General features: G+C 72.7%; 15 protein-coding genes and 1 pseudogene. 4 read left to right on the top strand and 12 right to left on the bottom strand.

Going from position 1 to position 14,486, the window contains the following annotated elements; translation table 11 throughout:
• Window positions 1-125: 125 nt before the first annotated feature.
• Entirely contained in the window at window positions 126-881 is a 756-nt protein-coding gene (locus AB0M46_RS32000) for a hypothetical protein (RefSeq protein ID WP_363342106.1), read from the bottom strand.
• A 77-nt stretch (window positions 882-958) separates the two neighbouring features.
• Between AB0M46_RS32000 and AB0M46_RS31995 the strand changes: the two genes are divergently transcribed.
• Window positions 959-2,209, top strand: a complete 1,251-nt coding sequence (locus tag AB0M46_RS31995) for a lanthionine synthetase LanC family protein (RefSeq protein ID WP_363342104.1) — start codon at window positions 959-961, stop codon at window positions 2,207-2,209.
• The gene (locus AB0M46_RS31990; RefSeq protein WP_363342102.1) at window positions 2,206-2,634 is read left to right on the top strand and encodes a rhodanese-like domain-containing protein; all 429 of its coding nucleotides are present in this window, start codon (window positions 2,206-2,208) and stop codon (window positions 2,632-2,634) included. Before AB0M46_RS31995 ends, AB0M46_RS31990 begins: the two co-directional genes overlap by 4 nt.
• Window positions 2,635-2,700: 66 nt before the next feature.
• Here the strand turns inward: AB0M46_RS31990 and AB0M46_RS31985 are convergent, their stop codons facing one another.
• The 8 genes from AB0M46_RS31985 to AB0M46_RS31950 all read right to left on the bottom strand — a co-directional run bounded on the left by AB0M46_RS31985 (window position 2,701) and on the right by AB0M46_RS31950 (window position 7,595).
• Complete coding sequence (locus tag AB0M46_RS31985) at window positions 2,701-3,762, bottom strand: DUF2804 domain-containing protein (RefSeq protein WP_363342100.1); 1,062 nt, start codon at window positions 3,760-3,762, stop codon at window positions 2,701-2,703.
• 12 nt (window positions 3,763-3,774) lie between these two features.
• Complete coding sequence (locus AB0M46_RS31980; RefSeq protein ID WP_363342098.1) at window positions 3,775-4,230, bottom strand: hypothetical protein; 456 nt, start codon at window positions 4,228-4,230, stop codon at window positions 3,775-3,777.
• A gap of 98 nt (window positions 4,231-4,328) precedes the next feature.
• Complete coding sequence (locus AB0M46_RS31975; RefSeq protein ID WP_363342096.1) at window positions 4,329-4,637, bottom strand: hypothetical protein; 309 nt, start codon at window positions 4,635-4,637, stop codon at window positions 4,329-4,331.
• 99 nt (window positions 4,638-4,736) lie between these two features.
• The gene (locus AB0M46_RS31970; RefSeq protein ID WP_363342094.1) at window positions 4,737-5,306 is read right to left on the bottom strand and encodes a hypothetical protein; all 570 of its coding nucleotides are present in this window, start codon (window positions 5,304-5,306) and stop codon (window positions 4,737-4,739) included.
• A gap of 373 nt (window positions 5,307-5,679) precedes the next feature.
• The gene (locus tag AB0M46_RS31965) at window positions 5,680-5,931 is read right to left on the bottom strand and encodes a helix-turn-helix transcriptional regulator (RefSeq protein ID WP_363342092.1); all 252 of its coding nucleotides are present in this window, start codon (window positions 5,929-5,931) and stop codon (window positions 5,680-5,682) included.
• On the bottom strand, window positions 5,931-6,527 hold the full coding sequence (locus AB0M46_RS31960; RefSeq protein ID WP_363342090.1) for a hypothetical protein: 597 nt from the start codon (window positions 6,525-6,527) through the stop codon (window positions 5,931-5,933). Before AB0M46_RS31960 ends, AB0M46_RS31965 begins: the two co-directional genes overlap by 1 nt.
• Before the next feature lie 228 nt (window positions 6,528-6,755).
• Window positions 6,756-7,373, bottom strand: coding sequence for an LUD domain-containing protein (locus tag AB0M46_RS31955; RefSeq protein ID WP_363342088.1), 618 nt, complete (start codon window positions 7,371-7,373; stop codon window positions 6,756-6,758).
• A 30-nt stretch (window positions 7,374-7,403) separates the two neighbouring features.
• Window positions 7,404-7,595: a hypothetical protein gene (locus AB0M46_RS31950; protein WP_363342086.1), complete on the bottom strand. Its 192-nt coding sequence runs from the start codon at window positions 7,593-7,595 to the stop codon at window positions 7,404-7,406.
• Between the two features lie 39 nt (window positions 7,596-7,634).
• On the opposite strand from AB0M46_RS31950, the gene AB0M46_RS31945 reads away from it, so the two are divergent.
• The gene (locus AB0M46_RS31945; RefSeq protein ID WP_363342084.1) at window positions 7,635-9,275 is read left to right on the top strand and encodes a TIGR03086 family metal-binding protein; all 1,641 of its coding nucleotides are present in this window, start codon (window positions 7,635-7,637) and stop codon (window positions 9,273-9,275) included.
• A 407-nt stretch (window positions 9,276-9,682) separates the two neighbouring features.
• Entirely contained in the window at window positions 9,683-12,253 is a 2,571-nt protein-coding gene (gene rph / locus AB0M46_RS31940; protein WP_363342082.1) for a rifamycin-inactivating phosphotransferase, read from the top strand.
• A gap of 17 nt (window positions 12,254-12,270) precedes the next feature.
• On the opposite strand, the gene AB0M46_RS31935 is transcribed toward rph, so the two are convergent.
• From AB0M46_RS31935 to AB0M46_RS31925, 3 genes and pseudogenes are all read right to left on the bottom strand, one after another.
• The gene (locus AB0M46_RS31935) at window positions 12,271-12,966 is read right to left on the bottom strand and encodes a histidine phosphatase family protein (protein ID WP_363342080.1); all 696 of its coding nucleotides are present in this window, start codon (window positions 12,964-12,966) and stop codon (window positions 12,271-12,273) included.
• Between the two features lie 58 nt (window positions 12,967-13,024).
• Complete coding sequence (locus tag AB0M46_RS31930) at window positions 13,025-14,161, bottom strand: SigB/SigF/SigG family RNA polymerase sigma factor (protein WP_363342078.1); 1,137 nt, start codon at window positions 14,159-14,161, stop codon at window positions 13,025-13,027.
• A gap of 37 nt (window positions 14,162-14,198) precedes the next feature.
• Window positions 14,199-14,486, bottom strand: a pseudogene (locus AB0M46_RS31925) (M56 family peptidase); the annotation flags it as partial.

Genomic DNA, 14,486 nt, shown 5'->3' with positions numbered 1-14,486 from the left:
CACCCACGACGACACCTACTGCGGAGGGACAGCAGCTTTGATGACACAGACTTTGATACGCCCCATAGCTGGTCGTCAGCCTGGGAGTTCCCCGGTGCCCCGGATGGGGCGGGCGTCCGGGTGCATCAACGCGGGGCGGGCAGGTCGGCGCACAGGCGGGTCGGGAACGCCGGCTCGACCGAGGCCACCTGCCCGCAGCCGGGGCCCGTGGTGACCGAGACCGTCGTCCAGCCGTGGCCTTCGGCGAAGCGCATGAAGTACCGCCGGATCGTCGTGGTCGCCGAGCACCCCGGCCGGCCGCCGGCGCCGCACGCCATCGGGTCGTCCGGGACGGTCATCACCAGCCAGGTGCCGTCGCACGCCTCGACGCTGCCCTGCGAGTGCCGCGACACGTCGAGCCCCCGCACGACGGCCCGCACCCAGTTGCCGTCGCAGTGGTCGGCGGGCGGATTGCACCCGAGCTCCTTGTTGCATTTGCGGTACTGCGCCCCCGCCGGCGCCCACGCCTCCTCGTTGAGCACGAGGACCCGTTCGCCGAGCGGCTCGGGCGCGGTGAGCGTGGCGACCCCGGGCGCCCTGGACGGGCACCCGCCCCGGGCGACCTCCTGCACCACGTTGGCGTAGACGTGCCCGTTCTCCTCGGTGTACCGGTCGATCTTCGGCTCGTGCGAGCAGCCCTCCCGGCCCGTCCTGGCCTCGAGGTCGACGAGGGCGGTGCGCGCGTCCGGCCCGGGCCGCACGCCGGTGACGGTGGCGGCGAAGGTGGACCACTCCGGGGCAGGGTCCACGGATGGGCCGCCGGGACCGCCGGGGCCGGTGACCGGCTTGGCACAGCCGGCGACGAGGAGCAGGACGGCGGCGATGATCGGGGCGCGTCGCATGCCGGACAGTCTGCCGGGACACGCCGGGCCGGGCATGGGTGTCGATACTCAATGCGCGACTGAGTACCGTTGGCCGGGTGTACAGGGAACTCGGCGAGGCGGCCTGGGCGTGGGTGCTCGGCCACGTGCGCGACGACGACGGCCCGTGGCTGCCCGAGGTCCCGCCGGCGGATGCGCCGGCCGGCGACCGCGACTCGCTGTACGCCGGGATCGCCGGCCTCGCCCCGGTGCTCGCCGAGATCGCCCTGACCCGCCCCTGGACCGCCGCCGAGTCGGACCTCGCCGGCGGGATCGTGGCGCGGCTGACCCGGCAGGCCGCGACACGCGACGAGCCGTCCCTCTACGACGGGCTGGCCGGCGACGTCACCGCCCTGCGGCTGCTCGCGCCGGGGACCGAGCGGGTGGCGCTGGACCGCCTGGCCGAGCTGCGCCGGTCGGGCGGCTGGGACAGCACGCTCGGGGTCGGGCCGGACGGGCCGCTGACCGACGTGGTGATGGGCACCGCCGGGATTGTCATGGCCGCGGTGTGGGCCGGCGACCGGGGGCTGGCCGAGCACGGCGGGGAGGCGCTGCTGGCCGCGGCCGAGGGGACCGACGCGGGCCTGAACTGGCGGATGTGGCCGGGGCACGCGTCCAGCACGCCGAACTTCTCGCACGGCACGGCCGGGGTCGCGGCCGCCCTCGCGGTGGCCGGGGCGCTGCTCGGCCGCGACGACTTCACGGCCGCGGCTGGGCGCGGGGCCGACCACCTGGCCGCGATCGCGTCGCGCTCCGGCGGCGGGTTCGTGGTGGAGCACACCATCCCGGAGTCGACGCGGGACGTGGAGCCGGTGACGTACAACTGGTGCCATGGCCCCGCGGGCACGTCCCAGCTCTTCGCCGCCCTGGGCCGGGACGACCTGCGCCGCCGCTGCCTGCACGCCGTGCTGACATCGGGCGTGCCGCAGCGGCTGCGGCCCGGGTTCTGGGACAACGACGGGCGCTGCTGCGGTACCGCCGGCGTGGGCGACATCCTCCTCGACGCGGCGCAGGACGCCGCGGACGGCACCGCGGCGGCGGCCTGGGCCGGGGCGCGGCGGATGGGCGACGCGCTCGCCGAGCGGGCGATCCGGGACGGCGACGGGGTCTACTGGCGCTTCGTCGAGCACCGGGCGGACCCGCCGCTGCTGCCGCCGCGCACGACGTGGATGCAGGGTGCGGCCGGGATCGCCGCGTTCCTGCTGCGCCTGGACCGGGTCGGCCGGGAGGGCCTGGCCGCGCCGGTGGTCGACCGGCCGGACCAGTTCTGGACCGTGCCCGAGGGCCTGCGGGGCACAATCGTGCCATGACCTTGCCGACATCTACTCATGTCGATCACACCGGTATCGATCGTTTGCTCGCCGAGGCCCGGGCCGGAGTCCGGCGGTACACGCCGCTGGAGGCGCAGGCGGCCCGGCGCGGGGGCGCGCTGCTCGTCGACACCCGCACGGAGACGCAGCGGGCCGAGACCGGCGAGCTGCCGGGCGCGCTCGTCATCGACCGGACCGTGCTCGAGTGGCGGCTCGACCCGGCCAGCGACGCACGGATCCCGGAGGCGACCGGCTACGACGTCGAGGTGATCGTGGTGTGCCGGCAGGGGTACAGCTCCAGCCTCGCCGCGCAGAGCCTGCGCCGGGTCGGCCTGCACCGGGCGACCGACCTGGCCGGGGGCGTGGAGGCGTGGCTGGCGGCCGGGCTGCCGCTGCACCGAGGGCCGGCCGACGTGCGCCGCTGAGAGCGCTACCAGCGGTTGCGGGCCCCCACTGCGCCCAGGGCCGGCCGACGTGCGCCGCTGAGCCCGCTACCAGCGGTTGCGGGCCTCCTCGGCCCAGCCGGTGAGCCCGTCGAGGCTGACCCGCTCCCCGTCGTCGGTCTCGGCCCAGCCGGTGAAGTGGCCGAAGCATTGGTGGGTCTCGCTGGCGATGACGCCGAGGTTGGTCCGGGCGACCCGCTCGTGGAAGGGGTGGAACTCGGCCGCGACGCGCTCGCCCGCGATCCGCCACGGGCGCAGCCAGTCGCCGCGGTCGTAGGTCCAGCGCAGCTCGGCGCCGATCTTGTGCAGCCGGCCGTCCACGAACACCGCGTTCTCGGTCGCCCCGGTGCCGTCGGTCCACTTCCCGCCGAGCTGGATGGCCCGGCCCGGGGCGCTGCCGGCCGCCCAGTTCCAGGTCACGGCATACGGCCACTTGCCACGGCCGTGGTCGAGCACGGCGAAGGCGTCCTCGCCGACGGCGAACTCGGCGCCCCGGACGGTGAGCGTGCCGCGCACGGGGCGGCCGACGTCCTTCACGGTGTACTGGAACCGCCGCGCCGACCACGGCACCACCACGCCGAGCGACTCGTGGCCGGGCGGCAGCGGCACCTCGAGGTCCACGACCACGCCCGGGGCCGTCGCGCGGATCCGGCTGGCCTCGGGGCCCTGGTCGACGGCGATCTGCAGCCCGTTGCCGGCGGCCCGCACGGCGCCCGCCCCGCTGACCGGCGGCAGGCACACCCCGTGGGCGAACGGCACGACCGCGTCCCGGTTGAGCTCGGCGCCGGTGGCCCGCTCCAGGACGTACACGCCGTGCACCCCGGCGTAGTCCAGCGACGACGCGACGAGCCCGACGATGTGGGACGGGGTGACGATGCCCCAGTACTCCCACCGCTTGGCCCGCCCCCAGCCACGCAGGCCGGCCCGGTGCAGCGGCCGGCGGCTCCACCCCACGGCGTCGGGGTTGAGCCGCCCGTCGGCCCGGCACAGCTCGACCGGCTCGGTGATCTCCCGCTCGTGCGTCACAGCCGTCCAGTGAAGCACCAGCGCCGGGCGGCGGTGCGGGGTGGTCACGTCCAGTTGGGTGTTGCCGTTGCCGCCCACAGGCATGGGCGCCCGGGATCAGCGATAGCTGAGGTCGAGCGTGTCGTGGCGGCCGGGCCAGTCGAGGCGCAGCCGCCAGCACCCGGCCCGCGGCAGGTCGAGGATCGACGGCCCGGGCCCACCGGTCACGGTGCGCCGCGCCGTCTCGCCGGTGCCGTCGAGGGTGGCGTCGATGACGAGGTCGCCGGGGGTGGACTCCGCCTTGGCCACCCACAGCACCTTGTTCGACCTGCCGTCGGCGCGGTCGGCGGTGAGCGGCTGACCGAAGAGCACGGCGACGATCTCCCCGCGGTCGCCGAGCACGTGCGGCGCGGCCGAGGAGCCGGTGAACCCGCCGCGCGCCCACTCGGGCAGCTCCCCATTGTCGACGGGCGACCCGCAGCCGCTGCGGGCCGGGGCCGGGGCGGGGGTCGCCGCCTGGGTGCAGCCCGCCAGCGCGAGCACCGGGACCAGGACGATAGGCAGAAGTCTCACGCCAGGTGCGAGCCGCGGACGCGACCCCCGGTTCCCGCCAGCTCCTCCTAGCTGGACTCCTCCCGGCTCGGCACCTCCGGGCTCTGCCCCCTCCGGGTTCAGCTCCTCCGGATGCGGACGACGACCTCGGCGTCGGTGACCTTCTGCACGGAGATGTCGAAGCCCTGCGCCTGGGTGGAGCCGTCGACGGGGACGCTGACGGTGGTGCCGCCGACGTCGAGCTTGACCGTGCCGTTGTCGACGCCGACGAGCTCGACCTTCAGGCCGAGCACGGACGCCTCGGCCTGCACGCCGCGGTCCAAGGTCACGGTGCAGGCGTCGGTGGTGCAGTCGACGTTGTCGGAACTGCAGGCGGTGAGGCCGCCCAGGGCCAGGACGAGGGCCACGGCGACGGTCGCGATCTTCATGCGCCCCGAGTTTAACCGTGACGCGCAACTGTACGGTCCCGCGATCAGCCGGGCGCTGGCCTGCCCGGCGACCGGGGCCCACCTCTTCGAGAACGGCGATCAGTACCCGACCCGGCCGGAGCCGGTAATGAACACCGCCTCGGCCAGCGGGGGCGCGGTGGCGTCGCACCGGCCCGCCGGGAAGTCCTCGAGGATCGTGATGGTGAGGTCGAAGGTGCCGGTGATGCCGCGGTACGCGCCCGTGCCCGACCCAGCCACGACGGGCACGGCCGCGGACTCCTCCACCTTCGCGGAGCACGTCGCGTTGGAGGCGAGATGCCCGAACGCGGTCACCACCTTCCCGTCCAGGGCGGCCGTGTCGAGCTGGAACGACCCCTGCTTCAGCGTCAGCCTCAGCTGCCCGCGGTGCTCGGGGTCCGTCTTGCCGTCGGCGCCGACGGTGAGCCCGGTCCCATAGTCGCCGATGCCACCGGTGAGAACGACCGTGGACGCGGCGCCGTCATCGGCGGCGTAACCGGCGAAGTACACCGGGTTGGCCGGCGCATCGACGGAGGCGGACGCGGGCGCCGGCTGCGCCGCGCGGCCCGCATCCCACCCGCAGCCACCCACCATCGCGAGCATGGCCAGCGCAATGACCGCGACCGCCGCCGGTCGCCTGTTCGCAGCCATGATCCAGACCTCCAGTGCCGTTCCCGCCGGGGCGCCAGGCGCCGAAACAGTGTCACCGGGCCCGGCCCCCGCGGGCATCAGGGAACACCCCTGACCCTCGCCACGTTCGACGTCAGGGACTTCCCCGATTCCCATTCATCGGCACGAATTACCGTAACGAGGACAGCGGCCTGAAAAGCCCTCGTTCCACTCATCGGCACCATGGCCGAGGACTACGACCAGGAACGCTATTCAAAAGGCTTATCCTCAGATCCGTTAGATCTCCGGATTGGTGACGGCGTGTAGCACCTCGGGGAACTCGGACAAGCGGGACGCCGGGGTCGTCGGTCAGCATGGTGGTGGTGCGGAAGGATGGCGGCGACTCTCTCCGGCTTCATCTGGTTGTGGCGGGCGGATGGCCGGCCTGGGTTTGTACTGTGAACAGGTCGCCGGGCTGACACCCGAGCGCTTCGCACAGCGCTGTGAGTGTGCTGAAGCGGATCGCTCGTGCGCGGCCGTTCTTGAGGATGGACAGGTTCGCCAGTGTCAGGCCGATGCGGTTGGCGAGTTCCGTCAGTGTCATATCGCGCTCGACAAGCAGTCGGTCCAGGTGGACCTCAACACGGTGGTCGTCTTCGGGCGGCATCAGATCACTGCGTCCAGTTCAGCGCGCAGTGTGCGGCCCCGGTTGACGACCTCAGCGAAGGCCATGAACCCAACGCCGACAAGGATCCACAGTCCGATCCGTGTCAGGTCGATGTCAACATGGGATTGCGCTTGCCAGTTGTACGGAATCTGGTCTTCTGGGATCGATGCGGTGAGCTGGGCTCGGACGAAGAATTCGGCCAACTGCGCGGCGACGCCACCGATCAGCCCGACGCCCGCAAGCAGACGTAGCCGGCGGATGACCGCGGTGTCGAACGGACCTCCCCGGCGGGCGCGGTGAACCACCGTGAGCAGCAGTGCCAGCAGTGTCACGATCACAGCGAAGGTGGGAAACGACACGAGCGCATGAGCGACGAGCTGCCAGCCGGTCGGTCCAGGCACCACTACCTGCACCGTTACGCCGCCGATCTCGGTTGCCAGACCTGGCGCGGTGGCGACCGGCATCGCAAATTCGATGGATCTGGTCGTGGCCAACGCGACTGCGTTGACGACGCCGATCGCCGCCATGGCAACGAGCCCACCGACGATGGCCAGCTGCAGCGCACCGAGCCAGGTCGGTCTCCGCAGCACTCTCATGATCCGCATCAAGCCTCCAACTTATCGATTATCGGTATATTGATAGTCGATAAGCTATGAGGGTTTTGTCAAGTCCCCGGTACGCAACCGCCCTGTGATAGATCACTTCGACTATGCCGAGCAGCGCGCCGGCGCGGTCCCAGGCCGCACCGCGAAGCGCCCGCTACGGCAACGCGGTGCTGGCCGTCCACGGCAGCACCGCGTTGCCGCCCGGCGCGGAGCCGGGGATCAGAAGCCGATGGGTTCGCGCAGGAGCAGGACGGTGGCGCGGCCCGGGCGGAGTTCGGCGTTCATGATGAGCAGGCGGTTGATGGCGCTCGGGACGCCGTAGGCGAGCTTGGAGCGCTCCGATTCCAGCGGCAGGCAGTGCTCCTCCACGCGGCGCAGGGCCGTGGGCAGGTCGGGGACGATCTTCTGGGCGCCGACGATCCAGATGGCCCGGCCGGCGCCCCCGGCGTAGGCCGGGAGCTGGCTGCCGCTGGCCGACGCGACGACCACGCTGCCGGTCTCGGTGACGGCGTGGACGCTGCCGAGGACGACGTCGGGGGCGCTCGTCAAGCGGCGGATGTCGTCCGACTGGGTGGCGCGGTCCATGGCCAGGGCCCTGACGCGGACCGGGTCGTAGCGGTCGCCGGCGCTGATGTCGGACTCGATGCCGGACAGGCGCAGGGTCTCGCTGGCTCCGGTGAACACGCTCGCGCCCGGCGGGATCAGCTCCAGGACGCGGGCCCGCGCGGCGGCGGCGTCGGGGAGGATCTCGGCGGCAAAACCATGACGGATCAGGGCGGTGGCGGCGCGGTCGAGGCGCTCGGCGGTCGCGGCGTCCGCGAACAGTGACAACGTCATGCCGTACCGACGGCGGGGCTTCGGAAAATGTCAGGCGTTGCCCTTCGCCAGGGCGATCAGGCGGTCCAGGACGGCGCCGGAGCTCACGCGCAGGCCGTCGTGCTCGTGCTCGCTGGTGACCCGGACGCGGGTGCCGCGGATGGCGGCGGCGGTCGGCAGGGAGCCCTGGGCGTAGATGGACTCGTGCAGCACGGCGTAGAGCGCGAACATGGCCTCGGCCACGCGGGGAATGGGGTTGACTCTCCCACTGTGGGAGACCCGATGGTTGGCGACGTGCCCGACGATGACACCGTCTTGTTGAGTATCGGTGAGCTGGCGGAGCGGTCAGGTTTGTCCGTGAAGCTGATCCGTCACTGGTCCGACATCGGCGTCGTACCACCGACCGGTCGCAGCGCGGCCGGTTACCGGCGATATGACGCACGAGCGGTGGCCCGCCTCGAACTTGCCCGGACCCTACGCGATCTTGGGCTGGGCATGGCGGCGATCCGTGATGTCCTCGACGGCGGGCACAGCGTTGCCGACGTGGCCGCACTGCACGCGGACGCGTTGGAGGTGCAGATACGCACGCTGCGGGTGCAATGTGCGGTGCTGCGTTCGGTCGCCAACCGCAATTCCACAACCAAGGAGCTCGCTGTCATGACGAAGCTGGCGCGGCAGTCCGCCGCGCAGCGCAACGCGATCATTCACCAGTTCATCGCCGACGTGCTGGGTGACCTGGACGCCTCGGGGTACCGGGAGGGCCTGCTGGCCGCCACCCCGAACCTGCCCGACGAGCCCACCAACGAGCAGGTCGACGCCTGGATCGAACTGGCCGACATGCTCGACGATCCGCAGTTGCGCACCGCGATGCGCAGAATGGGCGAGTACGCCGCGCGGCACGCCCCCGGCCTGCACAACGAACACGACGTGCAGGCGGTCCAGCAGGTGACCGACTTCTGGGTGCAGCGGGTCACCGAGGCGATCGACGCCGGCGTTCCCGCGGACTCGCCCGCGGCCGACCCGGTCGTGGCCGATGTCGTCGGCGCCTGGCTCCCCATGCAGGACGGCGGCGACCCGCGACCGGGCGGCGACGGCGAGGACGCGCGCAGCCGGCTGCTCGAGCAGCTGGAGATCGCCGCCGACCCGCGCGCCGAACGGTACTGGCAGCTCCTGTGCATCATCAACGGCTGGCCCGTGCGACCGAGCCTGGCCGCGGCGGGGCAGTGGCTGATGACCGCGCTGCGCGCCAACCCCGCACCGGGCGCCCGCGCCGCGGACATCTCCGCCACCATCGAGGGCGCCGCCGTGTCCGATCCGGAGGAGATGCTCCGCGCGTACGCCCGGGTCCTGGCCGAGGTGGACACGATCGTGGCCGCCGTCACCGCCGAACGCTTCGACGACCCCACGCCCTGCGCCGACTGGAGCGTGCGCACCCTGCTCAACCACCTGGTCTACGAGAATCTGATGTGGACCAGCCTGGCCGAGGGCAACCCGCGGACCGACTTCACCGCCGACCACCTCGGCGACGACCACGTGGCCGCCTTCCGCGCCTCGGCCCAAGCCGCCCTGACCGCCTTCGGCAGGCCCGGCATGCTGGTGCAGCAGTACGGACCGGCCCCGGGGTGGCGGCTCGTCGAGCAGGTCGTCATCGAGATGCTCGTGCACGGTTGGGACCTGGCCAAAGCGACCGGTTGGCCCACGGACCTCGTCCCCGGCGTCGCCGCGAGCACCCTCGCCGCGGTCCAGGAGATCTACGGGGCGCTGCCGCGAACGCCTGGCGGCTCGTTCGCTCCTGCCCAGCCGGTCCCCGACGAGGCGAGCGCCGCCGACCACCTGGCCGCGTACCTGGGCCGGAACGTCGGCTGGACTCCCCCGGCCGATGCCGCGCCGACCGGGACTTCAGGGCCGGCATCCAGCGGTTGATCCATTCCGGCGCCGTCCGCCTGCAGGGCCCGCCGCACCTGCAGGCGGACGGCTTGTGCGGCCGCCTGCAGTCAAGGTCCCGCACCAGCCCGCAGACCTCGAACAGCAGCTCGACCGGATCGGCTGGCGCATCAAGGTCCATCCGACTTCCGGGCCGTGCTATTGGGGCAGCGGAAGTCGCCGGTAGCCGGCGCGAGTGGCGAAAGCGGACAACGGCCACGCGGGCGGACGGCCAAAAAATAGAGGCAAGGGAAATATCACCCCTCGCCACTCTTAACGTATAGCAGACTGGTGGGCTTGCCGCAAGACCCGGGTCGTACCGCAGAATCGTCGGCCGGACGAGGAACGGACCAAGGCATGGCGGCCAGCGTGGTGCAGTACAGCGCGGCCGTCCCGGAGGTGGCGCGGTGAGCGAGCAGCACGTGTTGGGTCTTCACGAGGTCGACGAGACGCAGGTCGCGATCGTCGGCGGCAAGGGCGCGCACCTGGGGGCGCTGTCGCGGATCGAGGGCATCCGCGTGCCGGCCGGCTTCTGCGTGACGACGGACGCCTTCCGCCGGATCGTGGCGCAGGCGCCCGCGATCGGCGACCGGCTCGATCGGCTGTCCCGCCTGGGCCCGGACGACCGGGCGGCGATCCGCACGCTCAGCGCGGAGATCCGCCGGGCCATCGAAGGGATCGCCGTCCCGGGCGATCTCGCGGCGGCGATCACCCACGCTCTCGCCCGGCTCGGCGAACAGGCCGCCTACGCCGTGCGATCCAGCGCGACGGCGGAGGACCTGCCGACGGCCTCCTTCGCCGGCCAGCAGGACACGTACCTGAACGTGGTGGGGCCGGCGGCGATCCTCCAGCACGTCAGCCGGTGCTGGGCCTCGCTGTTCACCGAGCGGGCCGTGACCTACCGCCAGCGCAACGGCATCGACCACCGCACGGTCCACATGGCCGTGATCGTGCAGCGGATGGTCTTCCCGCAGGCGGCCGGCGTCCTGTTCACCGCCGATCCCGTCACGTCCAACCGGAAGGTCGTCTCCGTGGAGGCCGGCTTCGGCCTCGGCGAGGCCCTGGTCTCCGGCCTGGTGAACCCGGACGTCTTCAAGGTGCGCGACGGCGAGGTCGTCGCCAAGCGGCGTGCGGTGCAGGGCGGGACGCGGGAGGAGGCGATCGACCCGCAGCGGCAGGAGCGGCCGGCGCTGACGGATGCGCAGGTCGTGCGGCTCGCGCAGCTCGGCCGGCGGATCGAGGCGCACTTCGGCCGCCCCCAGGACATCGAATGGTGCCTGGTCGACGACGGGTTCTGGATCGTGCAGAGCCGGCCGATCACCACGCTGTTCCCCATCCCCGAGTCCGGCGACCGGGAGCACCACGTCTATCTCTCCGTCGGCCATCAGCAGATGATGACCGACCCGATGAAGCCCCTGGGGCTCTCCTTCTGGCAGATGACGACCCCCGCGCCCATGGCCGAGGCCGGCGGCCGCCTGTTCGTCGACATCACCCGAAGGCTGGCCTCGCCGGCGAGCCGCGCCGGCCTGCTGGAGCTCATGGGGCGATCCGATCCGCTGACCGGGGACGCGGTGCGGACCATCCTCGAGCGCGACGGCTTCATCCGGGCGCTGCCTGACGAGGATCCCCCCGGGCCCCCGGCCGGTGGCGCACCGGCCCCGATCGAGACCGATCCGGCCGTCGTCACCGAGCTGATCGGGCGCAGCGAGGCATCCGTCGCCGCCGCGCGACGCGACATCCGGACGAGGTCCGGGGAGGCGCTGCTCGACTTCATCCGGGCGGACATCCAGGAGCTGAGGCGGATCTTGTTCGATCCGCGCAGCCATCAGGTGTTCATGTCGGCGATGGAGGGCACGTGGTGGCTCAACGAGCGGCTGGAGGCGTGGCTGGGCGAGCAGCACGCGGCGGACACGCTCACGCAGTCCGTGCCCCACAACGTCACGTCGGAGATGGGGCTGGCGCTGCTCGACGTCGCTGACGTGATCCGCCCGCATCCGGACGTGGTGGCGTTGCTGCAGCACGTCGAGGACGACGGTTTCCTCGACGAGCTGCCCGGGCTCGAAGGCGGGCGGCAAGCGCGGGACGCCATCGAGTCCTGGCTCGACACGTACGGCATGCGCTGCGTCGGCGAGATCGACATCACGCGGCCGCGTTGGCGCGAACGCCCCTCCACGCTCGTGCCCATGATCCTCGGCAACGTCAGGAACTTCGAGCCGGGCGAGAGCCGGCGGCGCTTCGAGCACGGCCGGCAGGAGGCCTGGAAGCAGGAGCAGGAGCTGCTGGAGCGCCTGCGGGTCCTGCCCGACGGGGAGCGCAAGGCCGAGGAGACGAAGCGGGTGATCGACCGGGTCCGGACCTTCATCGGCTACCGGGAGTATCCGAAGTACGGCATGGTCAGCCGCTACTTCGTCTACAAGCAGGCCTTGCTGGAAGAAGCCGGGCGCCTCGTGCAGGCCCGCGTTCTTCGTGAGCGGGAGGACATCTTCTACCTCACGTTCCAGGAGCTCCACGAGGTCGTGCGCACGAACCGCGTGGACGAGCGGCTCATCGGCCGGCGCAAGGACGAGTTCAGGTCGTATCGAGCGCTCACGCCGCCCCGGGTGCTCACGTCGGAGGGCGAGGCCATCACCGGAGCGTACCGGCGCGACGACATGCCGGTCGGCGCGCTGCTCGGCCTGCCGGTCTCCGCCGGGACCGTCGAGGGGCGCGCCCGGGTCATCCTGGACATGGCCCGGGCCGATCTCGAACCGGGCGACATCCTCGTCACGGCCCACACGGACCCCAGCTGGACGCCCCTCTTCGTCACCGTCGCGGGCCTGGTGACGGAGGTCGGAGGACTGATGACGCACGGCGCGGTGATCGCACGGGAGTACGGCCTGCCGGCCGTCGTCGGCGTGGTGGACGCCACCCGGCTCATCCCCGATGGCCAGCGCATCCGCGTGCACGGAACCGACGGGTACATCGAGCTGCTGCCGTGACCGATCCACCGGGACGGTCATCGGCGCAGGGCGTCCTCCTGCAGGTGCTCGACGGCGTTGAACCGCTCGGGGCGCAGGACCCCTCCCTCGAGGCGCCAGCTGCTGATCGAGCCGTTGGCCATCGCGGTGGTGCCGGCCAGGCCGAGCAGCTCCTCCTCGCCGAGGTCTTCCACGAGGTACCGCAGCAGCAGCGCCAACACCTCGTGCGCCACGAGCAGGACCCGCCCGCCCGGATGGTCCTCGCGCAGGTCCCGCCGCAGGCTGCGCAGCCGCAGCAGCACGTCGGCCCACGACTCCCCGCCCGGCGGCCGGTAGTACAGCTTGCCGAGGTGCCGCCGCCGCTGCGCCTCGCCGGGCAGCCGGGCCTCCACACCGGCCCGGGTGAGCCGGTCGAGCACGCCGAGCTCCCGGTCGCGCAGCCGCTCGTCGACGCGGGCCGGGACGGCCAGCCCTTCGAGCGCGAGCTCGGCGGTCTGCCGCGCCCGCAGGTACGGCGAGACCACCACCGCCTCGGGCCGCCGCGTCTGCGGCAGCCCCGCGAGCCACTTCCCCACCGACCGTGCCTGTTCCCGCCCGAGGTCGGTCAGCGGGACGTCGGCGTCGCGCTCCGCGATGTCGATCGCCTCGGCCCCGGCCAGCTCGGCCTGATCGGCCCGGACGTTGCTGGTGCTCTGGCCGTGCCGGACGACCCCCAGCCACCCCAATTCCGCCATGCCGCCGGGTTACCCATGGCCCGGGGGTTTACCTGCGCGACGGCCGGTGACGGGCGGGTCACTCGCTGAGGCGGCGGCGCAGGAACTGCAGGGCGTGGGTCAGCAGGCGGGACACGTGCATCTGTGACATGCCGACCCGCTCGGCGATCTCGGTCTGGGTGAGGTTGCCGTAGAAGCGCAGGGCCAGGATGCGCTGCTCGCGCTCGGGCAGGCGCTCGACCAGCACGCGCAGCGCCTCGCGGAACTCCACCATGCCGAAGTCGGCCGGCTCGCCGCCGATGGTGTCGGCGATCGTCGTCGAGTCGTCGGCGGTGCGCGTCGGGGTGTCCAGGGACACCGGGCGGTACGCGTGGCCGGCCCCCAGCACCTCGATGACCTCCTCCTCGGGCGCGTCGAGGTGCTGGGCGAGGTCGGTGACGGTCGGCGAGCGGCCGAGCCGCTGGGTGAGGTCGTCGCGGGCCTGGTTGACCCGCAGCCGCAGCTCCTGCAGGCGGCGGGGCAGCCGCACGCCCCAGGTGCGGTCGCGGAAGTGCCGCTTGATCTCCCCGGCGATGGTCGGGGTGGCGTAGGCGCCGAACTCGATGCCGCGGTCGGGGTCGAAGCCGTCGACGGCCTTGATCAGCCCGAGCGCGGCCACCTGGGTGAGGTCGGCGAGCGGCTCGCCGGCCCCGCCGTAGCGGCGGGCCAGCGCTTCGGCGGTCGGCAGGCAGGTCTCGATCACCGACTCGCGGATCCGGCAGCGCCCCGGGTCGCCGGGCGCCAGGCGGTGCAGCCGGGCGAGCTGCTCGGTCGCCTCCGGGGGCCAGTGGCCGTGCCCGAGGTGCAGCCCGTCGAGGTCCACCGGCCGGCGCTGGCGCTGCGACGGCGGCCAGTCCAGCTCGTCGTAGGCGCCCAGCTGCTTGGCCACCCCGGCGAGCTCGACGGCGCTGAGCACCGTGCCGCGGGTCCCGGCGAGGTGGATCGTGGCGTCCAGCTGGCCGGCGCGGTGGTGGAGGTACAGCATCACCTTGATCGCGGAGGCGTCGATCAGCCGCAGGTCGGACACCTCGACCGCGATGTCGCGGGCCCCGGCGTCGAAGCGTTCGAAGACGACCTGGCGCAGGTACGGCACGGACGCGTAGTCGAGCGTTCCGGTCAGCTCCAGCAGGCTCTCGTCCCGCCGGGTCGACAGGCTCACGCCCAGGTCCACGGTCACCCGAATCGCCTACCCACCGCCGCCTGGGGCAAACGGTTCAGCGGGCGGCGGCCCGCAGCAGCTCGGCCAGGTCGAGCAGGCCCTCACCGGTCCAGACGACGGAAAACAGCGCCAGCCCCACGGGCACCGCGGCCAGCAACGGCGGGACGGCGGCCGGCGGGGGCTCGAGCAGGCGGCTCACCCGGCGCGGCACCACGCCGCCGGGGGCCGCGGCGGGGAGCGCGGCCCGGTGGGGGGGGGCGACGGCGGTGAGGCCGTCGGCGTCGCGGACGTCGGCCCGCCGCGCGTTCTCGCCGTCGCGGGCATACTCGAGCACGCCCGTGTT

The organism is Dactylosporangium sp. NPDC051485 (assembly GCF_040682015.1).
GTDB lineage: Bacteria > Actinomycetota > Actinomycetes > Mycobacteriales > Micromonosporaceae > Dactylosporangium.
The sequence above is the reverse complement of the archived record's forward strand: the minus strand, read 5'-3'. Positions and strand labels throughout refer to the sequence as shown.